Here is an 18,938-nt window from a genome sequence, read left to right on the forward strand (position 1 = left end):
TTTATAGCCAGGTAAGCCATGACTTCATTCGTACTATTTGGCTTGGCGGCTCTATTGGGGACGGGGAGTAGTTTTTCTGCCGCTATCAATGGCTTGATTGGGCGCGAAATTGGGTTGCTGAAGGCGACTTTTCTATTTCTCAGTTTAGGTACAGCCTTCTCAGCCCTATTAGTCTACGGGTTGGAAGATCAGTTAGGCCTAGCTGATTTGGCTAGCATCTTTACGCATCGGCCTTATCTGTTGACTCCAGGCCTAATTAACAGTGTTTTTATCATCATCATTATTCGCGCCACCGCGATCGTGGGTACGACCTTGACCACCGCTTGTTTGTTTAGTGGTCAGATGTTAATTAGTCTTTGGTTAGATCATGTGGGCTTTGCAGGCTTAAGGGTGATTGCAATGACGCCTGCCCGCATAGCCGCCGTGGGGGTCTTGTTAGTTGGCGTAACCCTACTCAGTTTATCGCGTCAGCCCAGTGGCAGCTCGGGGGCATCGGGCCACGCCCCTAGCGTGCCTGAAAAGGCCCTTAGAAAACCGGGTAACCTATACGCCATCTTGGCAGTCTTGATGGTGGGTGGCCTACTCAGTGCGGCAAATTCCCTCAATGCAGCATTGGGAAAAGCGGCTGGTGTCTTCACGGCAACTTTGTTTTTCTTAGGGCCTGGAGTATTGCTATTGCCCATATTTTCTATTGTGCTGACGCCGTCGGGTCAAAATCTATCACTGAAGTCATGGCGTCCGATTTATTTTATTCCGGGAATTTTGAATGTTGTCTCGATCGCAGGCTCTGTCTTCTTGATTCCCATCATTGGAGTGCAGGCCATGGTCAGTACCGTCTTTACGGCCAAGGTGTTTACGGGCTTGTTTCTAGATGGATTTGGCTGGTTTGGCCTGCCCCGTTCTCCAATTACGGGCCTCAGGTTGATGGCTGCCTTGATGTTAAGTCTGGGGGTTTTCTTGTCGTCATTCTAGTCTTAGGCTTACGCCGACTGTAGCTTTATTCTAAAATCTAAGATTGTGCCCAATAATTGTTCTGATCGTTCTAACCCAAAGAATGACGGTGATGTCTCTCGGGGCAATGCTTTTAGAAAACTATGGCTAAAGCTGAATCAGCTTCAGGGAACCAGGGCGTTTCAATATCCAGAATTTCGTGGTGTTTGGAGTACAGCAGTTTTAGCCGGGTTGGCCAACTCTATAGAACGCCTCAGCGTAGGCTGGTTGATTTTAGAGCAGACCAACTCGGTGCTGCTAACGGCCTTATCGTTTGCCCTGCGCAATTTGCCCAATTTGGTGTTTGGGCCATTGGGGGGCGCAGCTGCCGACAGCTTTAAGCGATCGCGACTGCTCAAAATTACCCTGGGCAGCAAGGGCCTAATCTTGGCCACTCTGGCGCTATCGCTGATGATCGGGCGATCGCCCGTTGGCTTAGTGCTGGGCTTAGTCTTTCTGCTGGGCATTGGCTTTACCTTTGAAGTGCCCACCACCCAGGCTCTCATTACCGACAGCGTACCGCCAGAGCTAGCGGCCAACAGTATTGCCCTGTACTCTGTCGGCACGCGGGCCATTAGTTTGGTGGGAGCGATCGTCAGTGGTGTGTTGCTAGAGCGGGTGGGAGCCCAGGGAGCCTTTTTAGTCGCCGCCACAGCCCTGGGCCTCGGTAGCGTTGCCTTAAGAGATATTCAGCCCCAAACCGTGGCGATCGCGCTGCCCTGGCGCGCCGTGTTTAGCACTGCCCGAGAGGGGCTGATTGCCATGGGTCGCTTGCCCACGGTCCGAATTCTGCTAATTTTGACGATTTTATTGGAAATCTTGGCCTACTCCTACCAATCGCTGCTGCCCTCCATCGCCCGCGATGTGCTGAAGGTGGGGGCTACGGGGCTAGGCACCCTGAGCTTTGGGGCCGGGATGGGGTCTTTGATCGGCTCGATTACCCTGTCGTGCTGGGGAAATATTCGCCGCAAGGGGATCGCGCTGCTGCTCGTCACCAGTACCTATGGGCTGTTCCTGATGGCTTTTTCCCTATCTCCTTGGTTTTCGCTCTCAGGGCTTTTGATTCTTGGGGTGGGCGCCATGGCCTCGCTGTTTGATGCTCTGCAATGGATTACCTTGCAGCACCACGTGCCCAGCGACATGAAGGGCCGTGTGATCGGGGGCTGGCTGTTTGCCACAGGGTTTGGTTGGCTCGGGCATATGATTTTGGGGGCGTTGGCCGAGCTGGTGGGGGTGCAAACGGCCCTGGGGCTAAGCGGGATCCTAGTGGTGGTGTTAGGGGGCGGGTTGCTAGTTTTTTCGGCTCGACTGCGCCAGGCCTAGTCAGCCCAGCTTTCCAGCACCTCCTCATTACGACAAACCGTAGGGCAATGCCCACCATCACGTCAGTAGCAAACCGTAGGGTGGGCATTGCCCACCATCACGTCAGGGAATGACAGATCACTGGCTCAGGGCAGGCCAGCGATGGCGAAAGCCCAACCGTTCTTGCAAGAAAAACGCAAATTGGAGCAGTTGGGTTTCGGCTTGAGGTGGGCCAACAATTTGAATGCCGACGGGTAGCCCAGATCGCGTCCAGCCGCAGGGCATTGACACCACCGGCAACCCAGTCAGCGACAGCGTGTAGGTAATGGCGAGGTAATCGACAATGTTGCCCAGGGCGGTGTCGTTGATCTTGAGCACCGCCGACTGGGTGATGGGAAAGGGTAAAACACTGGCGCTGGGGGTCAATAAAAAATCGTGCTGCTCAAAAAACGCCAAGAAATTGTGTAAGATTTGGCCCCGCTGGGCCTCCGCCGTTAAATAGTCGGCTGCCGTTACACCCCGCCCCTGCTCAATTTCCCAGCGCACGGTTTCGGTCAGCTGATCGCCGTGGTTTTGCAGAAGATCCTGGTAATTGTGCAAGACAATCGCCCCGCGCAGGGTTTCAAAGGCAAATTTCGCCCCACTACAGTCGATCGCAGCGGGGCGACTGTGGGGGCAAACCCGGGCGATCGCAGCGATCGCCTGCTCAAACACCTCGGCGACTTCGGTCTCGATCGGCGTAACGCCTAAATCTAAGCTGTAGCCCAGGCGAGTTTGCGCTCCGCCATCGAGGGAGAAGGTCGGTAGGGGCCAGGTTGGGGTGGCGATCGCCATGGGGTCGCGGTAATCGACCCCAGCCATGGCCGCTAGCATCAGAGCTGCATCCTCGACCGTGCGGGCCATCACCCCGTCGGTGACCAGCGATTCCCAGGGGAGCGGTTTGGGCCAGCGGGGAATGCGCCCCAGAGAGGGTCGCAGACCAACCAGGCCGCAAAAGCTGGCCGGGGTGCGCACCGAGCCCCCCATATCGGTACCCTGGGCCAGGTAGGCCATGCCGCTAGCCACCGCCACCGCCGCCCCACCGCTAGAGTCGCCACAGGTTTTGGTCAAATCGTGGGGGTTTAGCGTGGTGCCCAAAATGAGGTTGTGGGTGCCGGTACCCATGCCAAACTCGGGAGTGCTGGTTTTGCCCAGAATAATTGCCCCTGCCGCCCGCAGCCGAGCCACACAGAGATCATCTTGCGCTGGAACGTGATCGCGGTAGAGCAGCGACCCGTAGGTGGTACGCAACCCAGCGGTGGCGGTGAGGTCTTTAATGGCAATGGGCACCCCGTGCAGACAGCCCAAGGGCTGGTCCCTTTGCACCGCCTGGTCAGCCGACCGGGCCGCCGCTCTGGCCTGAGGGGCCAGGGTAATAAAGGCCTTCAGCTGCGGGTCTAGCCGGGCAATTTGCTCAAGACAGGCCTCGACCGCCTCTAGAGAACTGAGGCGCTGGGTGCGAATGGCCTGGGCCAACTCGATGGCCGAGAGCCTGTGTATTGCCATCAGGACAGATCGGCAAACAGGCTGCCCCAGCCTTTCACCAAGCGGGTGTCTACCCCGGCCAGACGCAGCGATTTCCAGACGGCAACGCTCACCGTATCAAAAATCGGTATGCCAATGTCTTTTTCGAGTTCTGCCACTAGGGGGGCGGCGCAGAGGTTAGTGCAAAATGTGGTGATTGCCTGGGGCTGAACCTGGGCTACCTGGTAGACCATGGCCGAAATTTTTTCGGCATCCACCTCTGCAAAGGAAAAGTTGACTTTTAGGTTTAAATGCTGCTCTGCAATGCATAAAAAACCCTGCTGAGCAAAATTGGTAATAATTTTGGCTTGAACATCGTCGGTGTAGGGTGTCACCAAGCCAAATTGAGTGATGTTCTGCGCCAAAAATATCTCTTGCAGCGCCAGCACCGACGTCGTGGCGGGAATACCTGTCGCTGCTGTAATTTGGCGGCAAAGCTCCCGATCTTGATCTAGCCCAAGCCACCCGGCAGAGGTGCCATTCCAGGCTATGACGTTGACATTGGCATCAGCGAGCAGTTGAGCAGCATCCAATAGAGCTGAGTTTTCAAACTGATTTAAGGCTGGCAAAGCCAGAGAAATTTCTGTCACTCGAAACCGGCTAAAGTGAGCCGAAACCTCGGGCAAATCAACCAGCATAGCCTGGGTGACGGGCTCTAAAACTGTGTTGGAAGAGGGAGTCAGCATACCCAGTCGAATGTGTTGGCCCATAGGTCACCAAGGTATAGGTTGTATTTTTTAGATAGAAGCAAAACCCTGAACGGCCAAAATGTTATGGGCCGTCTGCGCTGGTTTATCGCCTAGTATGAAAAATCTGCGTATAATGTATACATCATTAATGATGGCAACTGTATCCTTAGCTACATCTAGTTGTTTTGGGTACCGCATACCTGCACCCGTTGGCTCCTGTCAGGGGCTAAAGCTGTTCAGCTTGCTAAGGAGAATATCCTTTGATTCTGTCTCAAAAAGCGCCTAGCCGCAGTGGTTCACTCTATGAGCAAACTTACTTGGCCCTCCGTTCTGCCATTTTGTCAGGCGACATCGCTGCCGATGAGCGACTGATTGAAACCCAGCTGGCTGACCAACTGGAAGTCAGTCGGACCCCGGTACGAGAGGCGATTCGTCGTTTGCAGCAGGAAAGTCTGATTCAAATGGATTCGGACGGGGGCTTGTATATTGTCAAACTTTCTTTGACAGACGCCATTAAGCTCTACGACTGCCGCATTGCCCTAGAGCGGCTGGCGGTTTTAGATGCCTGTGAGCATGCAACGTCTCACCACCTCCAGCGCATTGAGCAAAACCTGGTCTTAGCTGAAGCGGCGGCTGAAGCAGCGGCTGAAAGCAAGCAGCCGAGCCACGGTAAACCCACCGTAGACAGCATTCGTTTACTCGAATTGAGCTGCGAATTTCATCAGCTAATTGCCAAAAGTTCAGGCAATGCGTGGGTGGTTTCGCTACTCGACCAAATTTCTCAAAAAATTACCCTAATTCGCGTTCAAACCTTAAAAGGATTAGACCAGCTGCTCGATATCGACATTGAGCATCGCCAGATCTATGAGGCGATCGCCCGGCGAGATGCGGCAGCGGCAGAACAGCACATGGTCAACCACTTAAGGGCTAGCCAAACCAGAATTGTTGAGGTGTTTCAACAGGTGGAACGGGTGGCTCAGGCCTCCTTTGACCACAGAATTAAATGTCCCCGCTGCGGTGCTTTTGAAATTAGCCGCAACGGACGGCGGGCAGGCCGACAAAATTATCTCTGCAAGAGCTGTGGGCGGCAGTTTTTAGAGTATGGATCTAGCGCCCATGGGTAGTTGGAGTGAGAACTTAGGCCAATACCCCTATGGGTCAACCCGGCGGGTGGTGATGGGGTGCAGGCAGGCCACCGCCACCAGCCAACCCCTAGCTGCCCAAGCGGGGATGGAGATGTTTTTTGCCGGGGGCAATGCGGTGGATGCGGCTCTGGCCATGGCGATCGCCCTGACGGTGCTCGAACCCACCTCCAATGGCATTGGCTCTGATGCCTTCGCCCTGGTGTGGGATGGTCAACTGCATGGTTTAAACGGATCGGGCAAGAGTCCTCAAACCCTGCCCCTAGACGAAGTGATGGCCCTCGGGCAGATGCCCCAGCTCGGCTGGCTACCGGTGACCACGCCTGGGGCCGTTTCTACCTGGCGATCGCTCTGGGATCGCTGGGGCCAGCTCCCCTTTGAGCAGCTGTTTGGCCCGGCCATTCACTACGCCGAAGCCGGGTTTCCGGTCGCCCCCGAAACCGCTCGGGCCTGGCAGAGCGCCAAGCCGCTGTTTTTGGCCCAAACAGACCCTGTCTTTGCGCCGTTGCAGCAGGTCTTCTTTAAAGGGGGCAGAGCGCCTCGGGCGGGAGAAATCTGGGCCAGCCCGGCCCATGGGGCCACCCTGCGGGAGATCGCGGCCACGGGAGGCGAAAGTTTTTACACCGGGGCTTTGGCCGAACGCATGGCCGCCTTTGCCGCCGAGACCGGCGGCTGGCTCACCCAGGCCGACCTATCGACCCACCGGGCCGAGTGGGTGCCCCCCATCCACACCACCTATCGAGATCTAACAGTCTGGGAAATACCCCCCAGCGGGCAGGGGGTCGCCGCCTTGATGGGGTTAAATATCCTCGAAGGCTTTGATTTGGCCCGCCATCCCCGCGATTCGGTGGAGAGCTACCACCGGCAAATTGAGGCGATGAAGCTGGCTTTTGCCGATGTGCAGGCCCATGTGGCAGACCCCGCCTGGATGACCGTCACCCAGACGCAGCTATTAGATAAAGCCTACGCTGCCCAGCGGCGGCAGCTGATTGGCGATCGCGCCCACCTAGCCCAAACCGGGCTCACCCAAGGCGGCACGGTGTACCTGGCTGCCGCTGATTCGGACCTGATGGTGTCATTTATTCAATCAAACTATGAGGGATTTGGCAGCGGTGTGCTGGTGCCGGGTACGGGCATCGCCCTCCAAAATCGAGGCCGAGGCTTTAGTCTGCAACCGGGGCATCCCAACCAGGTCGGCCCCGGTAAACGACCGTTTCACACGATTATTCCGGCCTTTTTGTCTCGCGGCGACGAGCCCCTAGGGCCGATGGGGCTGATCGGCGGTCACATGCAACCCCAAGGTCATCTTCAACTGGTGGTGAATCTCGCCGACTACGGCATGAACCCTCAGGCAGCCCTAGATGCCCCCCGCTGGCAGTTTTTGACGGGCCAAAACGTGGCCCTAGAGCGGTCTGTGCCCCAGGCCCTGGGGCTGGAGTTGAGCGATCGCGGCCACAGCGTGCAGATTGGTCTAGAGGGGCGTCAGTTTGGCAAAGGCCAGCTGATTTTGCGCCACCAGGGCGTGTTGATCGCCGCCTCTGACCCCAGGGCCGACGGCCTAGCGATCGCCCGATAGCCTTGCCGAGTGAGGGGAAGGGTGCAAGGTTTAAGGTTTGAGGTTTGCCTTAAACCTTGCACCTTGCACCTGCAGCAGGGGCTGGCGATCGCCACCACCTACGTCAGCGAAACCATTGCCTGGCGCGCGACCAACACCCTGCGCCTTGACCTGGCCCGCCACGCCCTGGGTCTAGACCTGGCCTTTCACAAAGCCCACACCCCCGGCGAACTGGTGGAGCGAGTCGATGGCGATGTCGATGCCCTGTCGCGGTTTTTCTCGCAGTTTGTGTTGCAGGTGGTGGGCAACGGGTTACTGGTCGTGGGCGTGCTGACGATTCGATTTTCGCGCTTGCTCAGGGTAGGTGCCTTGGGCGGACAAACTTAACCAGCACGAGTTGGCAGGGGGCAAAGACAACCCGGCAGAGATACCCGGTTTCTCAACTCAGGGTTTTTGCCAACGGTAACAATTCTTACTTGCGTCCGGTGCGCCATTGGACTAAATTACTGAGCTAAGACTGTGTGTGTGCAGTCTGAACGTCCCAAAAATTTGGTCAAACGCCACTGGAAGGAGATTAGGCCCTCCAACCAGCGGCTAACCCCGTCGACAGAGCGAGCTGTCTCGGAGGCTAAGGTAGATTTTACCTGGCCGCCCTGAACTGCACATGTCTGGGGCGGCCAAGTTTTTGGGTTTCTTCCCCGTCGTCTCATCGGAAAGGAACCCGATTATGTTGTGTTTTACCCGTCAAGATCCCCGAGTTCTTCAAGAACTCGGGGATCTGAAGCCCCTGCGTCTGGCTACCCCTAGCCCCCATCCGGGGCGGGAGCGGTTGCGCCATCTGGTGATTGGCTCGCCCGACGGGGTACAGGGGGCGATCAACCATCTGCACCTGCTGAACTACGCCGAGCGCCTGGAGTGGAGCCGCCTGTTTACTATCCCCGAGTCGGGGATTTTGATCACCCCAGAGCAGGGGGAGGTGTTTAGCTACCTGCTGCGCTACCGACAGCTAAGTTAGCGCCAAATGTAGATCCTTGGGTTCTCGAAGAACCCAGGGATCTGCCCAAAGCAGTAGCCTTGGGCAGAGCGAGTGTTTCTCCTCGGTTGCAGAAGCATCTAGCGCCATCAACTGAGCCATATTTCCCACCGAGACGTTCCTTAAGCTGATCCAGCTTCAGATTTTATTGAGAACCATTGCCAATTGCTTGTAAGATAATTGCATCCTCTCCGACATCTAAATCCTTAGATGGTGGTTGCCCAGGGCTGCCCAATAGGATTGCATCGCAATCGTTGGACAGCCCTATTTTTTTACTTTCGACTCACTGCTATGACCATTTCTCTGTCCGACGATGTCGAGCGCATCCACTACGCCAGCAAGCTGTTGCGCCGCCAGATCACCCAGCCCCCGTCGCTGATAGAGTTAGCCCGCGCTGTCGGCATCAACGACCATAAGCTCAAAGTGGGCTTTCGCCAGGTGTTTGGCACCACGGTGTTTGGCTACCTGCATGAGCACCGCATGGAGCGATCGCGCCAGCTACTCGAATCCGGCGATCTCAGCGTCACCGCCGCTGCCGAGGCCGTAGGCTTTGCCAGTCGGGGCCACTTCGCCGCCGCCTTTCGCCGCAAGTATGGGGTAAATCCGGGGGTGTATGCGCGGGAGAGAAGGGCGTAAAAACTCCGGGGTGCGATCGCAAAAACTCCGCCTAGGGATCATTTCTCGCTTTAGCGGCTCTCACTGCCCTGTATCTTGTTGAGAAGCATTCTTGATTGACTTAAGGCCATGGGCGGTTAGGGCATTGTTCTCAACGGTTTGGTAGGTGGTGTGATGGGCGTTCGATTGCAGCGGTTGGTGGGGTTGGCTGGCTGGCTAGCGTTAGTGCCGATGGCGGCGCAGGCGGAAACGGCGTTGTCTTTAGTAGCAGATACTCGTTCTGAGTCGGTTTCCGAACGCTTCGCGAAGCGCAACCCAAACCGTACCCCCGATAGCCTACTGGCTGTCGAGGGTGCGATCGCAAAAAGGCCTATCAGGGCTCAGGGGTTTTCTCAGATTGCTCCAGCGTCACATCTTCGTACAGGGCTGCGATCGCACCGCTAAAGCCAATGCTCTCCAGACAGAACGTGGCTGTTTCGGGCTTGTAATACTGCAACACCCACAGCCCCGCCTGATTGCGGCGAAAGCACTCCACCCGCTGGTGCCGCGTGTTGATCAACACGTACTCTTCCAGGCTCTCCAGCGTTTGATAGTCGGCAAACTTGTCGCCCCGGTCAAACGCTTCCGTAGACTCCGACAGTACCTCCACCACCAGCTTAGGAAAGCGCTTGTAAGTCTCAGTCTCCTGATCGCGCGGGTCACAGGTCACCATCACATCGGGGTAGAAAAAGCGATTACGCGCCTCAATCCGCGCCTTCATATCTGAAATGTAGACCCGGCAACCCGTACCGCGCACATGGCTGCGAAGCAGAGCAAACAGGTTGCCTGCAATGGTGACATGCCCATCACTGGCTCCCGCCATCCCATAGACTTCACCATCGAAATACTCATGCTTGACGGGGCTTTCAGCTTCGAGCTGAAGGTAATCTTCGGCGGTGAGATACTGCGGTGAGGCAACCATGGCACTGAGTAACGTCCTATCTGCCATCATCCTATCAACCGGGTATAGCCCTCTACAGAAACTCCGTTAAGCAGCCAAAAAACTCCGTCTGGGGCTCCCGGGGGGAGTGGGTGGGTGGGAGAGTGGGAGGGTGGATTAGGGTTTGGGGGTTGTCCATTGATGGGAGTTATGAATCATGGTGACTAGCATGCCTGAAATTTTGTCGTAGGCTGCGTCGAGGGTTCACCGGCAAGAAAAGGCCTACCTCTGTTTGTGCTAGATTGAGAATGATTATCATTCTGAACGTTGCCCATGGTCAGTCAGATCAGCCGTCCTCTCCCTAGCGATCGCAGTGCTCCTGGCGACCCCCAGCGGTTGCAGCGGCTGCGCCACACCTGTGCCCATGTGCTGGCTATGGCCGTGCAGCGGCTGTTCCCCGAAACGCGGGTGACCATCGGCCCATCTACAGAGACCGGTTTTTATTACGACTTTGACCGCGCGATCGCCTTTACCCCCGACGACCTCACCCGCATCGAAGCAGACATGCGGCAGATCATCTGCGCCAACCTGCCGATAGTCCGCGAAACCGTGGATCGCGACGAGCTGCGGGCCGAGATTGCCCAGCTCCACGAGCCTTACAAGCTCGAAATTCTCGATGGCATTCCCCTGGGCGAGCCCGTTACCCGCTACTACATTGGTTGCCCCGACCCGGCCTTACCCCAAGGCGCTGAACCACCCTCACTCTTTAATTTCCCTGTCCCTGAAGACCCTACCCCTGCTGCCTACTGGTGGGATCTGTGCGCTGGCCCCCACCTGAACACCACCGGCGAAATTCACCCCGAAGCCTTTGCCCTAGAAAGCGTGGCCGGAGCCTACTGGCGCGGCGATGAGACCCAACCCCAGCTCCAGCGCATCTACGGCACCGCCTGGGAAACCCCAGAGCAATTGCAGGCTTACCTGGCCCAAAAAGAAGAAGCCAAACGCCGCGACCATCGCAAACTGGGGCAAGAACTCGATCTCTTCAGCATTCAGGAGGAAGCCGGGGGCGGGCTGGTGTTTTGGCATCCCAAGGGGGCGCGGATGCGGTTGCTGATCGAAGACTACTGGCGCAGTGCCCATCTGAGCGGGGGCTATGACCTGCTCTACACGCCCCACATTGCCAACCTCGACCTGTGGAAGACCTCGGGCCACTTTGATTTCTATCGAGACAACATGTTTGACTCGATGACGATTGAAGCACAGCAGTACCAGCTCAGGCCGATGAACTGCCCCTTCCACGTGTTGACCTACCAGAATAAGCTGCATTCCTACCGAGAGCTGCCTCTGCGCTGGGCCGAGTTGGGCACCGTCTACCGCTACGAGCGCTCTGGGGTGCTGCACGGGCTGATGCGGGTGCGGGGCTTTACCCAAGATGACGCCCATGTGTTTTGCCTGCCCGAGCAGGTCACTGACGAAGTTTTGGCGGTGCTGAACCTGACGGAGCAGATTTTGTCAGACTTTGGCTTTACTGAGTACGAGGTCAACCTCTCCACCCGCCCGGCTAAGTCGGTGGGGGCCGATGCCGTGTGGGACTTAGCCACCGATGCCCTGATTCAAGCGCTGGATAGCAAGGGTTGGGACTACGTCACCGACGAGGGCGGCGGCGCTTTCTATGGCCCCAAAATTGACATCAAAATTCGCGATGCCATTGGTCGCCTGTGGCAGTGCTCCACCATTCAGGTCGACTTCAACCTGCCCGAGCGATTTGATCTGCACTATGTAGCCGCCGACGGCTCGCGGCAGCGCCCGATTATGATTCACCGGGCGATTTTTGGCTCTTTAGAACGGTTCTTTGGCATTTTGGTCGAGAACTACGCTGGAGATTTTCCCCTGTGGCTGGCCCCGGTGCAGCTGCGGCTGCTGCCCGTGAGCGATGGCCAGCGCAACTATGCCAATACTGTGGCCCAAACCCTGAAGCAGCAGGGCTATCGGGTAGAGGTCGATGCCAGCGGCGATCGCCTTGGCAAGCAAATTCGCACCGCCGAACTGGAGAAAATTCCGGTGGTGGCGGTGGTGGGTAAGCGCGAGGTAGAACAGCAGACCCTCAGTGTACGCACCCGCCAAGATGGCGACAGAGGAGCACTCAACCTGACGGAATTGCAGGGGTTGATGACGCAGGCGATCGCCGATCGAGGGAGGGTATAAGGTTCACGGTTTGCGACCTTGTCCCCCTACACCCGACACCTGAACAACCCACCCCTGCCCCTCCCAGGAGGGGATGCCGACACCTGACCCCCGACACCTTGCACCTTTTCGATCCAGCGAGACCATCTGGGCCACCGAGGGGGAGACCATCTATTTCGAGCAAAGGTAGAGGTTTGCATGGCTAACCTAGTTAAGAATCATTATCATTATCATTAACACTATGACGGCAAGACTGGCCATTTCTTCTGAAAAGCAGGAGTTTGATTCCCAGTTAGCCCTTTGCTGCTCGCTATCTCGGTGATTGTATGTTGACCCTGACCGCTCCGGCCAATTCCTTAGCCCGCCCGATCGTGCATACCTTCAAGCGACGAGAGACGCTTCCCCTGAAGGCCGACCTGCTCTGGCAGATTCGATTTGGGGCGGTGCGACTGCTTACCCTCTCAGAGGACGGCACCCCCATTACGCTGGGTTTTTGGAACAGTGGCGATTTGACCGGCCAGCCGTTGATCTGCATTCAGCCGAGTGAAATTGAGTGCTTGACTAAGGTGCAGGCGGTACTGCTCAGCCCAGATCAATGCTGGAACTTTCAGCAGGTGATGCGATCGCACCTGCACCAGATGCAAGAGCTGATTCGCTTCCGCCAGGGCCAGGTTCCCCAACGATTGCAGAAGCTATTGGGCTGGCTGGCCCTCAAATTTGGTCGTCCGGTTGAGCAGGGGCGCTTAATTCAGCTGCGGCTGACCCATCAAGATATGGCCGACGCCATTGGCACCACCCGCGTCACCGTCACCCGCCTGATGCAAGAGCTAGAGCGGAACGGAGAGATTAGCTACTCTAAAAAGAACTGTGTCATTCTGCAAGAGTAAGGGCAGGGAGATTGAGTTTAGGGTTTCGGTGCTGCCCTCTGCCTTCTACTTTTAGCCTGGGCAGATTGCTTGATGGCGCGACTGAGGGGCATGGTGTCGACCGTCCAAAACACGTCGGGCACAGGGTCATAGCCCCCTGGATGAAAGGGGTGGCACCGCAAAATTCGGCGGAGGGCTAGCCAACTCCCCTGCCAGGCCCCGTGGCAATTGATAGCATCGAGAGCATACTGGGAGCAGGTGGGGGTAAACCGACAGACCGACGGCAGCAGCGGCGACAAAAACGCTCGATAACCTCTGATCAGCGTGGTCAGCAGAGTTTGCATGGGCACCCCTAATCGGACGGCGTGGAACTCGATAAAAGAGTGATAATGATTATCATTCTATCTTATTCTGAGCTTAGGTTTGACAACTTCCCAGTTTGGAGGACGGCATCATGACTCTACTGCCCATTTTGATCCACCCCCTTCTGGTGCATCCCCTTTTGGCGCATATTGAGGCGGCTAGCCAGTTGACGGCGCTGCTCAGTGGGCCAATTACCCCCGGTGCGATCGCAGCAGGACTGGCGATCGCCTTTGGCTTTGGTGCCGTTCATGCCCTGTCTCCGGGCCATGGCAAGACCCTGGTGGGGGCGTATCTGGTGGGCAGTCGCGGCACCCCAAAGGCAGCCCTGTGGCTGGGGATAACCACCACGGTGACCCACACTTTGGCGGTGTTTGTTTTAGGGATCGCTACCCTGCTGGCCTCCCACTATATAGATCTCGACCGGGTGTATCCGGTGCTGGGGGCAGTCAGCGGGTTGGCCATTTGTCTGGTGGGGCTGCGGTTGCTGGCGATGCGCTTGAAGGAAAGCCCTCACGAGCATGATCATCATCACGCCCACAACCATCACGATCATCACCATCACGATCATCACCATGACCAACCGAGGGGGCAATGGCCATCGGTTTTAGCGATCGGCATTTCGGGTGGGTTGGTGCCCTGTCCGTCGGCCCTGGTGCTGCTGCTGAGTGCGATCGCGCTCCACCAAATTACCTATGGGTTGGCGCTGATCGGTGGCTTTAGCCTGGGTCTGGCCTCGGTGCTCACTGCCCTGGGGCTGGCTGCCGTCTACGGGCGACAGTGGCTCGAAACAGCCCCGATTGGCGCTGGAGTGATGCAGCGGCTGTCGGTCGTTAGCGCTTTGGCCACAATCGGCATTGGTCTGGGGCTGGCAACGGTGGCGGTGGTGGGGTGAGGGTGTCGGGTGTCGGGTGTCGGGTGCTATCGTCTGTGCTGCTAAGGTGACACCCCGAAGGATAAAAATCGTAGGGTGCATCTGCATAGCGATGCACCGCCTCATACTACATTCACCCCGAGGCGACGCTGATTGGCGATGTGCGCCTGGGGCCAAACGTGCTGATTGCCCCTGGTAGCTCTATTCGCGCCGATGAAGGGTCGCCGTTTTATATTGGCGCTAACACCAACATTCAAGACAGCGTGGTGATCCACGGGCTAGAGCAGGGTCGAGTCAGCGGTGACGATGGTCAGCCCTACTCGGTACGGGTTGGCAACAACACCTGCATTACTCACCTGGCGCTGATCCACGGGCCTGCCTATGTGGGTAACGACTGCTTTATTGGCTTTCGCTCTACGGTGTTTAATGCCAGGGTGGGCCACGGCTTCATTGTGATGAAGCATGTGCTGATTCAGGATGTGGAGATTCCGGCGGGTCGCTATGTGCCATCGGGGGCGGTGATTACCACCCAGCAGGCGGCGGATCGGTTGCCGGAGGCGAAGGCTAGCGACAAAGCTTTCTCTCACCATGTGGTTGCCGTTAACCAGGCGCTGCTGGCGGGTTATCGCTGTGCGAACGATGTCGCCTGTCTAACCCGGTGGCAAACCTCGGCCCATGGGCACCCCGAGGGAAACGGTGGCTCTAGCAATGGTCATAGACCTACGGCTGGCCGGTTGAGTGCAGAAGCTGTGGCCCAGGTGCGGCAGCAGCTCCGACTTGGGCATCGGGTGAGCTTGGAATATGCTGACCCGCGCCGGTTTAAAGCGGGGTCTTGGCAGAGCGCCCCCACCCTGGCAGCGACCCAGGAAGCTGAGGTTTTGGCTCAGATCGAGCAGTTTTTAGCCGCACACCCCGGCAACTATGTGCGGCTGCTGGGGATTGACCCCAGGGCAAAGCAACGACAGTTTGAGCAGGTGATTCAAATGCCTGGGTGAGCGATCGGGCAAGGCAGATATGTTTAACAACAGGCTAACGTTCCCAATCACCCGCCGCAGATAACCTCAAACACTCACAGATAACCTTTCGGCGGTCGGTGTGCATTGGGGTTGTTATGCAGTGCAATGTACGCTTACCTCTTTACTATCTAACGAAGAAAGTAAGGATAACCAATAATCAGGGAACCAATCCAAGTCCGTTTTGTAATGAGTCATCATATTTTGCTTTTTCCCAGTTTTTTGCACTTTTAACTTGTTCTGGATATAGTCCTTGAACTCCTCTTAAATCTGTATCAGATATATCTGCTGAAGTAAGATTAGAGCCTTCAAGATCAGCACCACTTAGCTGAGCACTGCTGAGGTTTGCCCCAGTGAAATTTGTGTTTTTCAAAATAGCCCCGCTTAAATTAGCTCCTCTCATGTCAGCACTGGTTAACTGCACATCAGTCAAATTCGTTCCTGGAAGATTTGCAGATACAAGTGTAGATGATCTAAGATTCGCTCCACTCAAGTTTGCTCTACTAAACTTAGCCTTATATAAGTTGCAGGCACACATTTCAGCTTGATTTAGTTTTGCTTCCCTAAAATCCGCCTCTATTAAGGAAGAGTCATTAAACTTAGTTTCTATTAGACTTGCTGAATAAAAGCTAGCCTTATCTAGTTTTGATTTAATGAAACAAGCTTTTCTAAGATTGGCTTCATCAAGTCTCGTCTCCGTCAAATCAGAGCCACGTAAATCGGCTTCTTCTAATTCTATACCGTTGAGATATGCTCGTCTAATTGTTAGTCCAGTTAGACTAACTTTGTCCTGATTTAAGTCCTGTAAAGCTTGAATTCTTCCTCCACTACCACCTTGGTCATGAGCTGAGTTTATTACTTGCCACGCCTCATATTGAGAACGCTTTCTCTGCTCAGGAATTTCCAGTAAGAAGACTATTAAACCCGCCAAGATGCTAAGAGACTCTATTTTATCTAATAAGATAGAATCCAAACGCTCTAAAACCCATCTTTCTCCTTTCGTGTTTTGCAATAAATCAATTGCTGCCACTATCAAAGCCAGCATGAAAAAAACTACAAACCACCTTGTTATCAATTGAGAAATAATTTTCAGTTGAAAATTTAATTTATTCACGACTGAATCCGAGGTTTTAATTTTGGGATCTTTTCTCAGCAATCATTTTGAAAATCAAGTAACTTAAACTTTAATCACTACTTCACATTCCACTCTAAAGTAATCTCAAGATTTGATTTTTCAGACCCCTTCACAATCACTGCCGTTAATTGTCCTGATTCAATTGCTAAATCCAAGCCAAATTTAACTGTTGCTTTATCAGGTACGGACGTTGAACTTACCGTCCGCAATGAAGTTGCTACAGCTTCTACTATTGATTTAATAGGTTGCGCTATTGCTTGGAAAGGATAGATCCCGAATGCTACATCTTCACGTCCTGTTTGAGTAACTTCTACCTGAATAGCTGTCCCATCAGGCAGTTCAACAGGAATCTTATCCATCCACCGAGTTGGTTCCATTCTCTTCACTCAAACTAAACTTTTACCTAAGATACTCCAACCATCAGACTTTAGTTAGCTTGTCTTTACCGACTAACCGATAATCTCGAGGTACTGTCCGACCCATAGCCTAGCTGCATAACTACTGCTTATGCTGACTCCTCTGCCACAATTCCGTCTAACACCCCGCAGCAGGTTAGTTAGCCAGAATCAAAGCTGCATATCACCTCCTCTAGGGGTAGTTATACCGAATATATCGGCATAACTCCCAAAATTGGGATTTTATACGGACATTTATCAGCCTATCTTCCCCAAACGGGATGTTATGCCGATTGAAGTCTTGATAACTATCCGCTACAAGGTGTTATCTAGAACTTGCTCCGCATGGTAGACCTCCTGGGGCGAGTTATGCCGATCGCTTCAGAAAATCTTCACCCAGAGTGCGGTGGTCTGGGATGTGATAGTTAGCGCGTTGGCCCACCAGCCTCGATACCTGACCCCTCAGCACGGGCAAATTTTTCCCTGAATATCCCCTAAATGGGCGCGATCGCAGACCTAACCCATCGACCCAGGCAAATTTCATCCTGATTTGATAATTGGTTGGTATTGTCCTGAACGACTGTGTAATCTCCCCTTGGCCATCACTCCTATGCGTTTTCGGCCTTATATCTCCACCGCTTGGGCAAGTTCTCTGCTGGGGCTGATGGTGGTGGCACTGCCCATCGCGGCGATCGCCCATGTCGGCCACGACCACGGGGCCGATTTTCAGCCGGGTACGAGCCAGCCCGCCAGCGGCATTCGGGTTGAGGGCGCAACGGCGGAGCGGCTGGGCCTTGCGGTAGAGCCGGTGCAGCGGCGATCGCTCAGCATCGGCATTACCACCACGGGGGAGGTGGTCACCCAGCCCGACCAAACCGTGATGGTGAATGCGCCCATCAACGGCACGGTGGTGGAGCTGCTGGTGCAGCCGGGCGATCGGGTGAACCAAGGCCAGGCCCTGGCCAGGGTGATTGCCCCAGACTTGATTGCCCTGCGGGTGTCATCCCAGGAAGACCGGGTGGGGGCCGAGGCGGGGCTGCGATCGGCCCAGGCCAACCTCACCCTGGCGCGGCGCAACTATGAGCGGCAGGGGGCGATCGCCGCCACCGAAATCACTGCTGCCCAGCAGCAACTATCCCTGGCCCAGGAGCGCTTTGATCAAGATCAGCGGTTGGTTGGGGCGGGGGCGATCGCCCGGCAGCAGCTTTTAGAGTCTGAGTCGAACCTGGCGGCGGCCCGCAGCCAGCTCACCCGCGCCGAGAGCCGTCAGCCGGTGCTAGAGGCCCAGGCCGAACTGGAGCGATCGCAGGCGGCCCTAGACGCGGCTCAATCTCACCTTCAGCTCAGCACCGCCACCTACCAAACTCGCCTGCAACAGCTCAACAGCCCCGCCACCGAGCAGGGGGTGGTCACCGTGGTGGCCCCGATCGCAGGCCAGGTGGCCGAGCGCCCCGTTTCCCTGGGCGAAGCGGTGGAAGAAGCAGTAACGCCGATCTTGAGCATCGTGAACGGCGATCGCCTGCGAGTCACGGCCAGCGTCTACGAAAAAGACCTGGGCCAAGTGGCGGAGGGGCAAGCTGTGCGGGCTAAAGTGGCCAGCCTGCCCGACCAAATCTTTACCGGGCGCGTGGTGACGGTGGGGGCGGTCGTCGATGGCACCACCCGCGTGGTACCCGTAACGGCGGAGTTAGACAATGCGGGGACTTTAAAGCCAGGCATGTTTGCTGAGCTGGAAATTTTGAGCGATCGCACCCCCGAGGCAGTGCTGGCGATTCCCACTCGCGCCCTGGTGGATGCTGAAGGCCGCACCCTGGTGTTTGTGCAGAATGGCGAGGCGTTTGAGCCGGTCGAGGTCACCGTGGGCCGTCGCGCTGGTGACCAGGTGGAAATTCAGAGCGGCCTGTTTGAGGGCGATCAGGTAGTCGTGCAGGGGGCCTTGCAGCTCTACGCCCAGTCGCTGCGCGGCGGCGGCGCGGCGGCGGCGACCGAAGATCCAACCGTTGAGCCCTCTAGGGTTGCGGTGCCGAGTTGGGGCTGGGGATTGGGCGGAGTTGCGATCGCAGCCACTGCTTTCTACCTCGGTCGCCGCTCTCGCCCGACCCCAGTAGCCGCGCTGAATGGCCATATCCCTAGCCCACCCACCGATCTGGTGCTCACCGCCAGCCGCCCCGATGCGATCGCCACAGAAGCCGACCATCGCCAGTCCTAAGGGACGGGTAAGAAAATAAGCCAATTGCTGACTTTCCTATTGGTGCATTGCTACGCGAATGCACCCTACCTCCACCCCTCCACCCCTTCACTCC

The 18,938-nt window shown here is 56.1% G+C and carries 16 protein-coding genes and 2 pseudogenes; 12 read left to right on the forward strand and 6 right to left on the reverse strand.

Features of this window, described 5'->3' with window-relative positions; genetic code table 11:
• Window positions 1-18: 18 nt before the first annotated feature.
• Together RRF56_RS26060 and RRF56_RS26065 are read left to right on the forward strand one after the other, a co-directional pair.
• The gene (locus RRF56_RS26060; protein WP_317036072.1) at window positions 19-972 is read left to right on the forward strand and encodes a DMT family transporter; all 954 of its coding nucleotides are present in this window, start codon (window positions 19-21) and stop codon (window positions 970-972) included.
• A gap of 45 nt (window positions 973-1,017) precedes the next feature.
• Window positions 1,018-2,313, forward strand: coding sequence for an MFS transporter (locus RRF56_RS26065; RefSeq protein ID WP_317036073.1), 1,296 nt, complete (start codon window positions 1,018-1,020; stop codon window positions 2,311-2,313).
• A gap of 117 nt (window positions 2,314-2,430) precedes the next feature.
• On the opposite strand, the gene RRF56_RS26070 is transcribed toward RRF56_RS26065, so the two are convergent.
• A complete protein-coding gene (locus RRF56_RS26070; protein ID WP_317036074.1) occupies window positions 2,431-3,837 on the reverse strand; it encodes an amidase in 1,407 nt (468 codons plus the stop codon).
• Entirely contained in the window at window positions 3,837-4,565 is a 729-nt protein-coding gene (locus tag RRF56_RS26075; protein WP_317036075.1) for an aspartate/glutamate racemase family protein, read from the reverse strand. Before RRF56_RS26075 ends, RRF56_RS26070 begins: the two co-directional genes overlap by 1 nt.
• Before the next feature lie 239 nt (window positions 4,566-4,804).
• Between RRF56_RS26075 and RRF56_RS26080 the strand changes: the two genes are divergently transcribed.
• The 5 genes and pseudogenes from RRF56_RS26080 to RRF56_RS26105 all read left to right on the forward strand — a co-directional run.
• Window positions 4,805-5,668, forward strand: a complete 864-nt coding sequence (locus tag RRF56_RS26080) for an FCD domain-containing protein (RefSeq protein WP_410510521.1) — start codon at window positions 4,805-4,807, stop codon at window positions 5,666-5,668.
• On the forward strand, window positions 5,661-7,262 hold the full coding sequence (locus RRF56_RS26090) for a gamma-glutamyltransferase family protein (RefSeq protein ID WP_317036076.1): 1,602 nt from the start codon (window positions 5,661-5,663) through the stop codon (window positions 7,260-7,262). Before RRF56_RS26080 ends, RRF56_RS26090 begins: the two co-directional genes overlap by 8 nt.
• A 69-nt stretch (window positions 7,263-7,331) precedes the next feature.
• Window positions 7,332-7,580: pseudogene (locus tag RRF56_RS26095) on the forward strand (ABC transporter transmembrane domain-containing protein); the annotation flags it as partial.
• Window positions 7,581-7,968: 388 nt separating this feature from the next.
• Window positions 7,969-8,256, forward strand: a complete 288-nt coding sequence (locus RRF56_RS26100; protein WP_317036078.1) for a hypothetical protein — start codon at window positions 7,969-7,971, stop codon at window positions 8,254-8,256.
• Between the two features lie 327 nt (window positions 8,257-8,583).
• Window positions 8,584-8,910: pseudogene (locus tag RRF56_RS26105) on the forward strand (helix-turn-helix transcriptional regulator); the annotation flags it as partial.
• Between the two features lie 352 nt (window positions 8,911-9,262).
• On the opposite strand, the gene RRF56_RS26110 reads toward RRF56_RS26105, so the two are convergent.
• Window positions 9,263-9,850 (reverse strand): Uma2 family endonuclease, encoded by a 588-nt coding sequence (locus RRF56_RS26110; protein ID WP_317036080.1) that lies wholly within the window; start codon window positions 9,848-9,850, stop codon window positions 9,263-9,265.
• Between the two features lie 291 nt (window positions 9,851-10,141).
• On the opposite strand from RRF56_RS26110, the gene thrS reads away from it, so the two are divergent.
• Window positions 10,142-12,013, forward strand: coding sequence for a threonine--tRNA ligase (gene thrS, locus RRF56_RS26115; protein ID WP_317036081.1), 1,872 nt, complete (start codon window positions 10,142-10,144; stop codon window positions 12,011-12,013).
• Between the two features lie 305 nt (window positions 12,014-12,318).
• A complete protein-coding gene (locus RRF56_RS26120) occupies window positions 12,319-12,879 on the forward strand; it encodes a Crp/Fnr family transcriptional regulator (RefSeq protein ID WP_317036082.1) in 561 nt (186 codons plus the stop codon).
• Window positions 12,880-12,896: 17 nt separating this feature from the next.
• On the opposite strand, the gene yidD is transcribed toward RRF56_RS26120, so the two are convergent.
• Entirely contained in the window at window positions 12,897-13,202 is a 306-nt protein-coding gene (gene yidD / locus RRF56_RS26125; RefSeq protein WP_317036083.1) for a membrane protein insertion efficiency factor YidD, read from the reverse strand.
• Between the two features lie 110 nt (window positions 13,203-13,312).
• On the opposite strand from yidD, the gene RRF56_RS26130 reads away from it, so the two are divergent.
• Complete coding sequence (locus RRF56_RS26130) at window positions 13,313-14,113, forward strand: nickel/cobalt transporter (RefSeq protein ID WP_317036084.1); 801 nt, start codon at window positions 13,313-13,315, stop codon at window positions 14,111-14,113.
• A gap of 158 nt (window positions 14,114-14,271) precedes the next feature.
• Window positions 14,272-15,087, forward strand: coding sequence for a ribulose bisphosphate carboxylase small subunit (locus RRF56_RS26135; protein ID WP_317036085.1), 816 nt, complete (start codon window positions 14,272-14,274; stop codon window positions 15,085-15,087).
• A 178-nt stretch (window positions 15,088-15,265) separates the two neighbouring features.
• On the opposite strand, the gene RRF56_RS26140 is transcribed toward RRF56_RS26135, so the two are convergent.
• Together RRF56_RS26140 and RRF56_RS26145 are read right to left on the reverse strand one after the other, a co-directional pair.
• Window positions 15,266-16,219 carry a pentapeptide repeat-containing protein gene (locus tag RRF56_RS26140; RefSeq protein ID WP_317036086.1) on the reverse strand — a complete coding sequence of 318 codons (954 nt, stop codon included), beginning with the start codon at window positions 16,217-16,219 and terminating at the stop codon, window positions 15,266-15,268.
• A 77-nt stretch (window positions 16,220-16,296) separates the two neighbouring features.
• Window positions 16,297-16,617: a CU044_2847 family protein gene (locus RRF56_RS26145; RefSeq protein WP_317036087.1), complete on the reverse strand. Its 321-nt coding sequence runs from the start codon at window positions 16,615-16,617 to the stop codon at window positions 16,297-16,299.
• A 628-nt stretch (window positions 16,618-17,245) separates the two neighbouring features.
• Between RRF56_RS26145 and RRF56_RS26150 the strand changes: the two genes are divergently transcribed.
• Complete coding sequence (locus RRF56_RS26150) at window positions 17,246-18,844, forward strand: efflux RND transporter periplasmic adaptor subunit (RefSeq protein ID WP_317036088.1); 1,599 nt, start codon at window positions 17,246-17,248, stop codon at window positions 18,842-18,844.
• Window positions 18,845-18,938 lie beyond the last annotated feature (94 nt).

It is taken from the genome of Nodosilinea sp. E11, assembly GCF_032813545.1.
In the GTDB taxonomy this organism is placed as follows: Bacteria; Cyanobacteriota; Cyanobacteriia; order Phormidesmidales; family Phormidesmidaceae; genus Nodosilinea.

Excerpts from the sequence above, each read along its gene's own strand:
- RRF56_RS26100 (WP_317036078.1), top strand. The coding sequence starts at position 7,969 with ATGTTGTGTTTTACCCGTCAAGATCCCCGAGTTCTTCAAGAACTCGGG.
- RRF56_RS26075 (WP_317036075.1), bottom strand. The coding sequence starts at position 4,565 with ATGGGCCAACACATTCGACTGGGTATGCTGACTCCCTCTTCCAACACA.
- RRF56_RS26090 (WP_317036076.1), top strand. The coding sequence starts at position 5,661 with ATGGGTAGTTGGAGTGAGAACTTAGGCCAATACCCCTATGGGTCAACC.
- RRF56_RS26120 (WP_317036082.1), top strand. The coding sequence starts at position 12,319 with ATGTTGACCCTGACCGCTCCGGCCAATTCCTTAGCCCGCCCGATCGTG.
- RRF56_RS26110 (WP_317036080.1), bottom strand. The coding sequence starts at position 9,850 with ATGGTTGCCTCACCGCAGTATCTCACCGCCGAAGATTACCTTCAGCTC.
- RRF56_RS26060 (WP_317036072.1), top strand. The coding sequence starts at position 19 with ATGACTTCATTCGTACTATTTGGCTTGGCGGCTCTATTGGGGACGGGG.
- RRF56_RS26150 (WP_317036088.1), top strand. The coding sequence starts at position 17,246 with ATGCGTTTTCGGCCTTATATCTCCACCGCTTGGGCAAGTTCTCTGCTG.
- RRF56_RS26145 (WP_317036087.1), bottom strand. The coding sequence starts at position 16,617 with ATGGAACCAACTCGGTGGATGGATAAGATTCCTGTTGAACTGCCTGAT.
- thrS (WP_317036081.1), top strand. The coding sequence starts at position 10,142 with ATGGTCAGTCAGATCAGCCGTCCTCTCCCTAGCGATCGCAGTGCTCCT.
- RRF56_RS26070 (WP_317036074.1), bottom strand. The coding sequence starts at position 3,837 with ATGGCAATACACAGGCTCTCGGCCATCGAGTTGGCCCAGGCCATTCGC.
- yidD (WP_317036083.1), bottom strand. The coding sequence starts at position 13,202 with ATGCAAACTCTGCTGACCACGCTGATCAGAGGTTATCGAGCGTTTTTG.
- RRF56_RS26130 (WP_317036084.1), top strand. The coding sequence starts at position 13,313 with ATGACTCTACTGCCCATTTTGATCCACCCCCTTCTGGTGCATCCCCTT.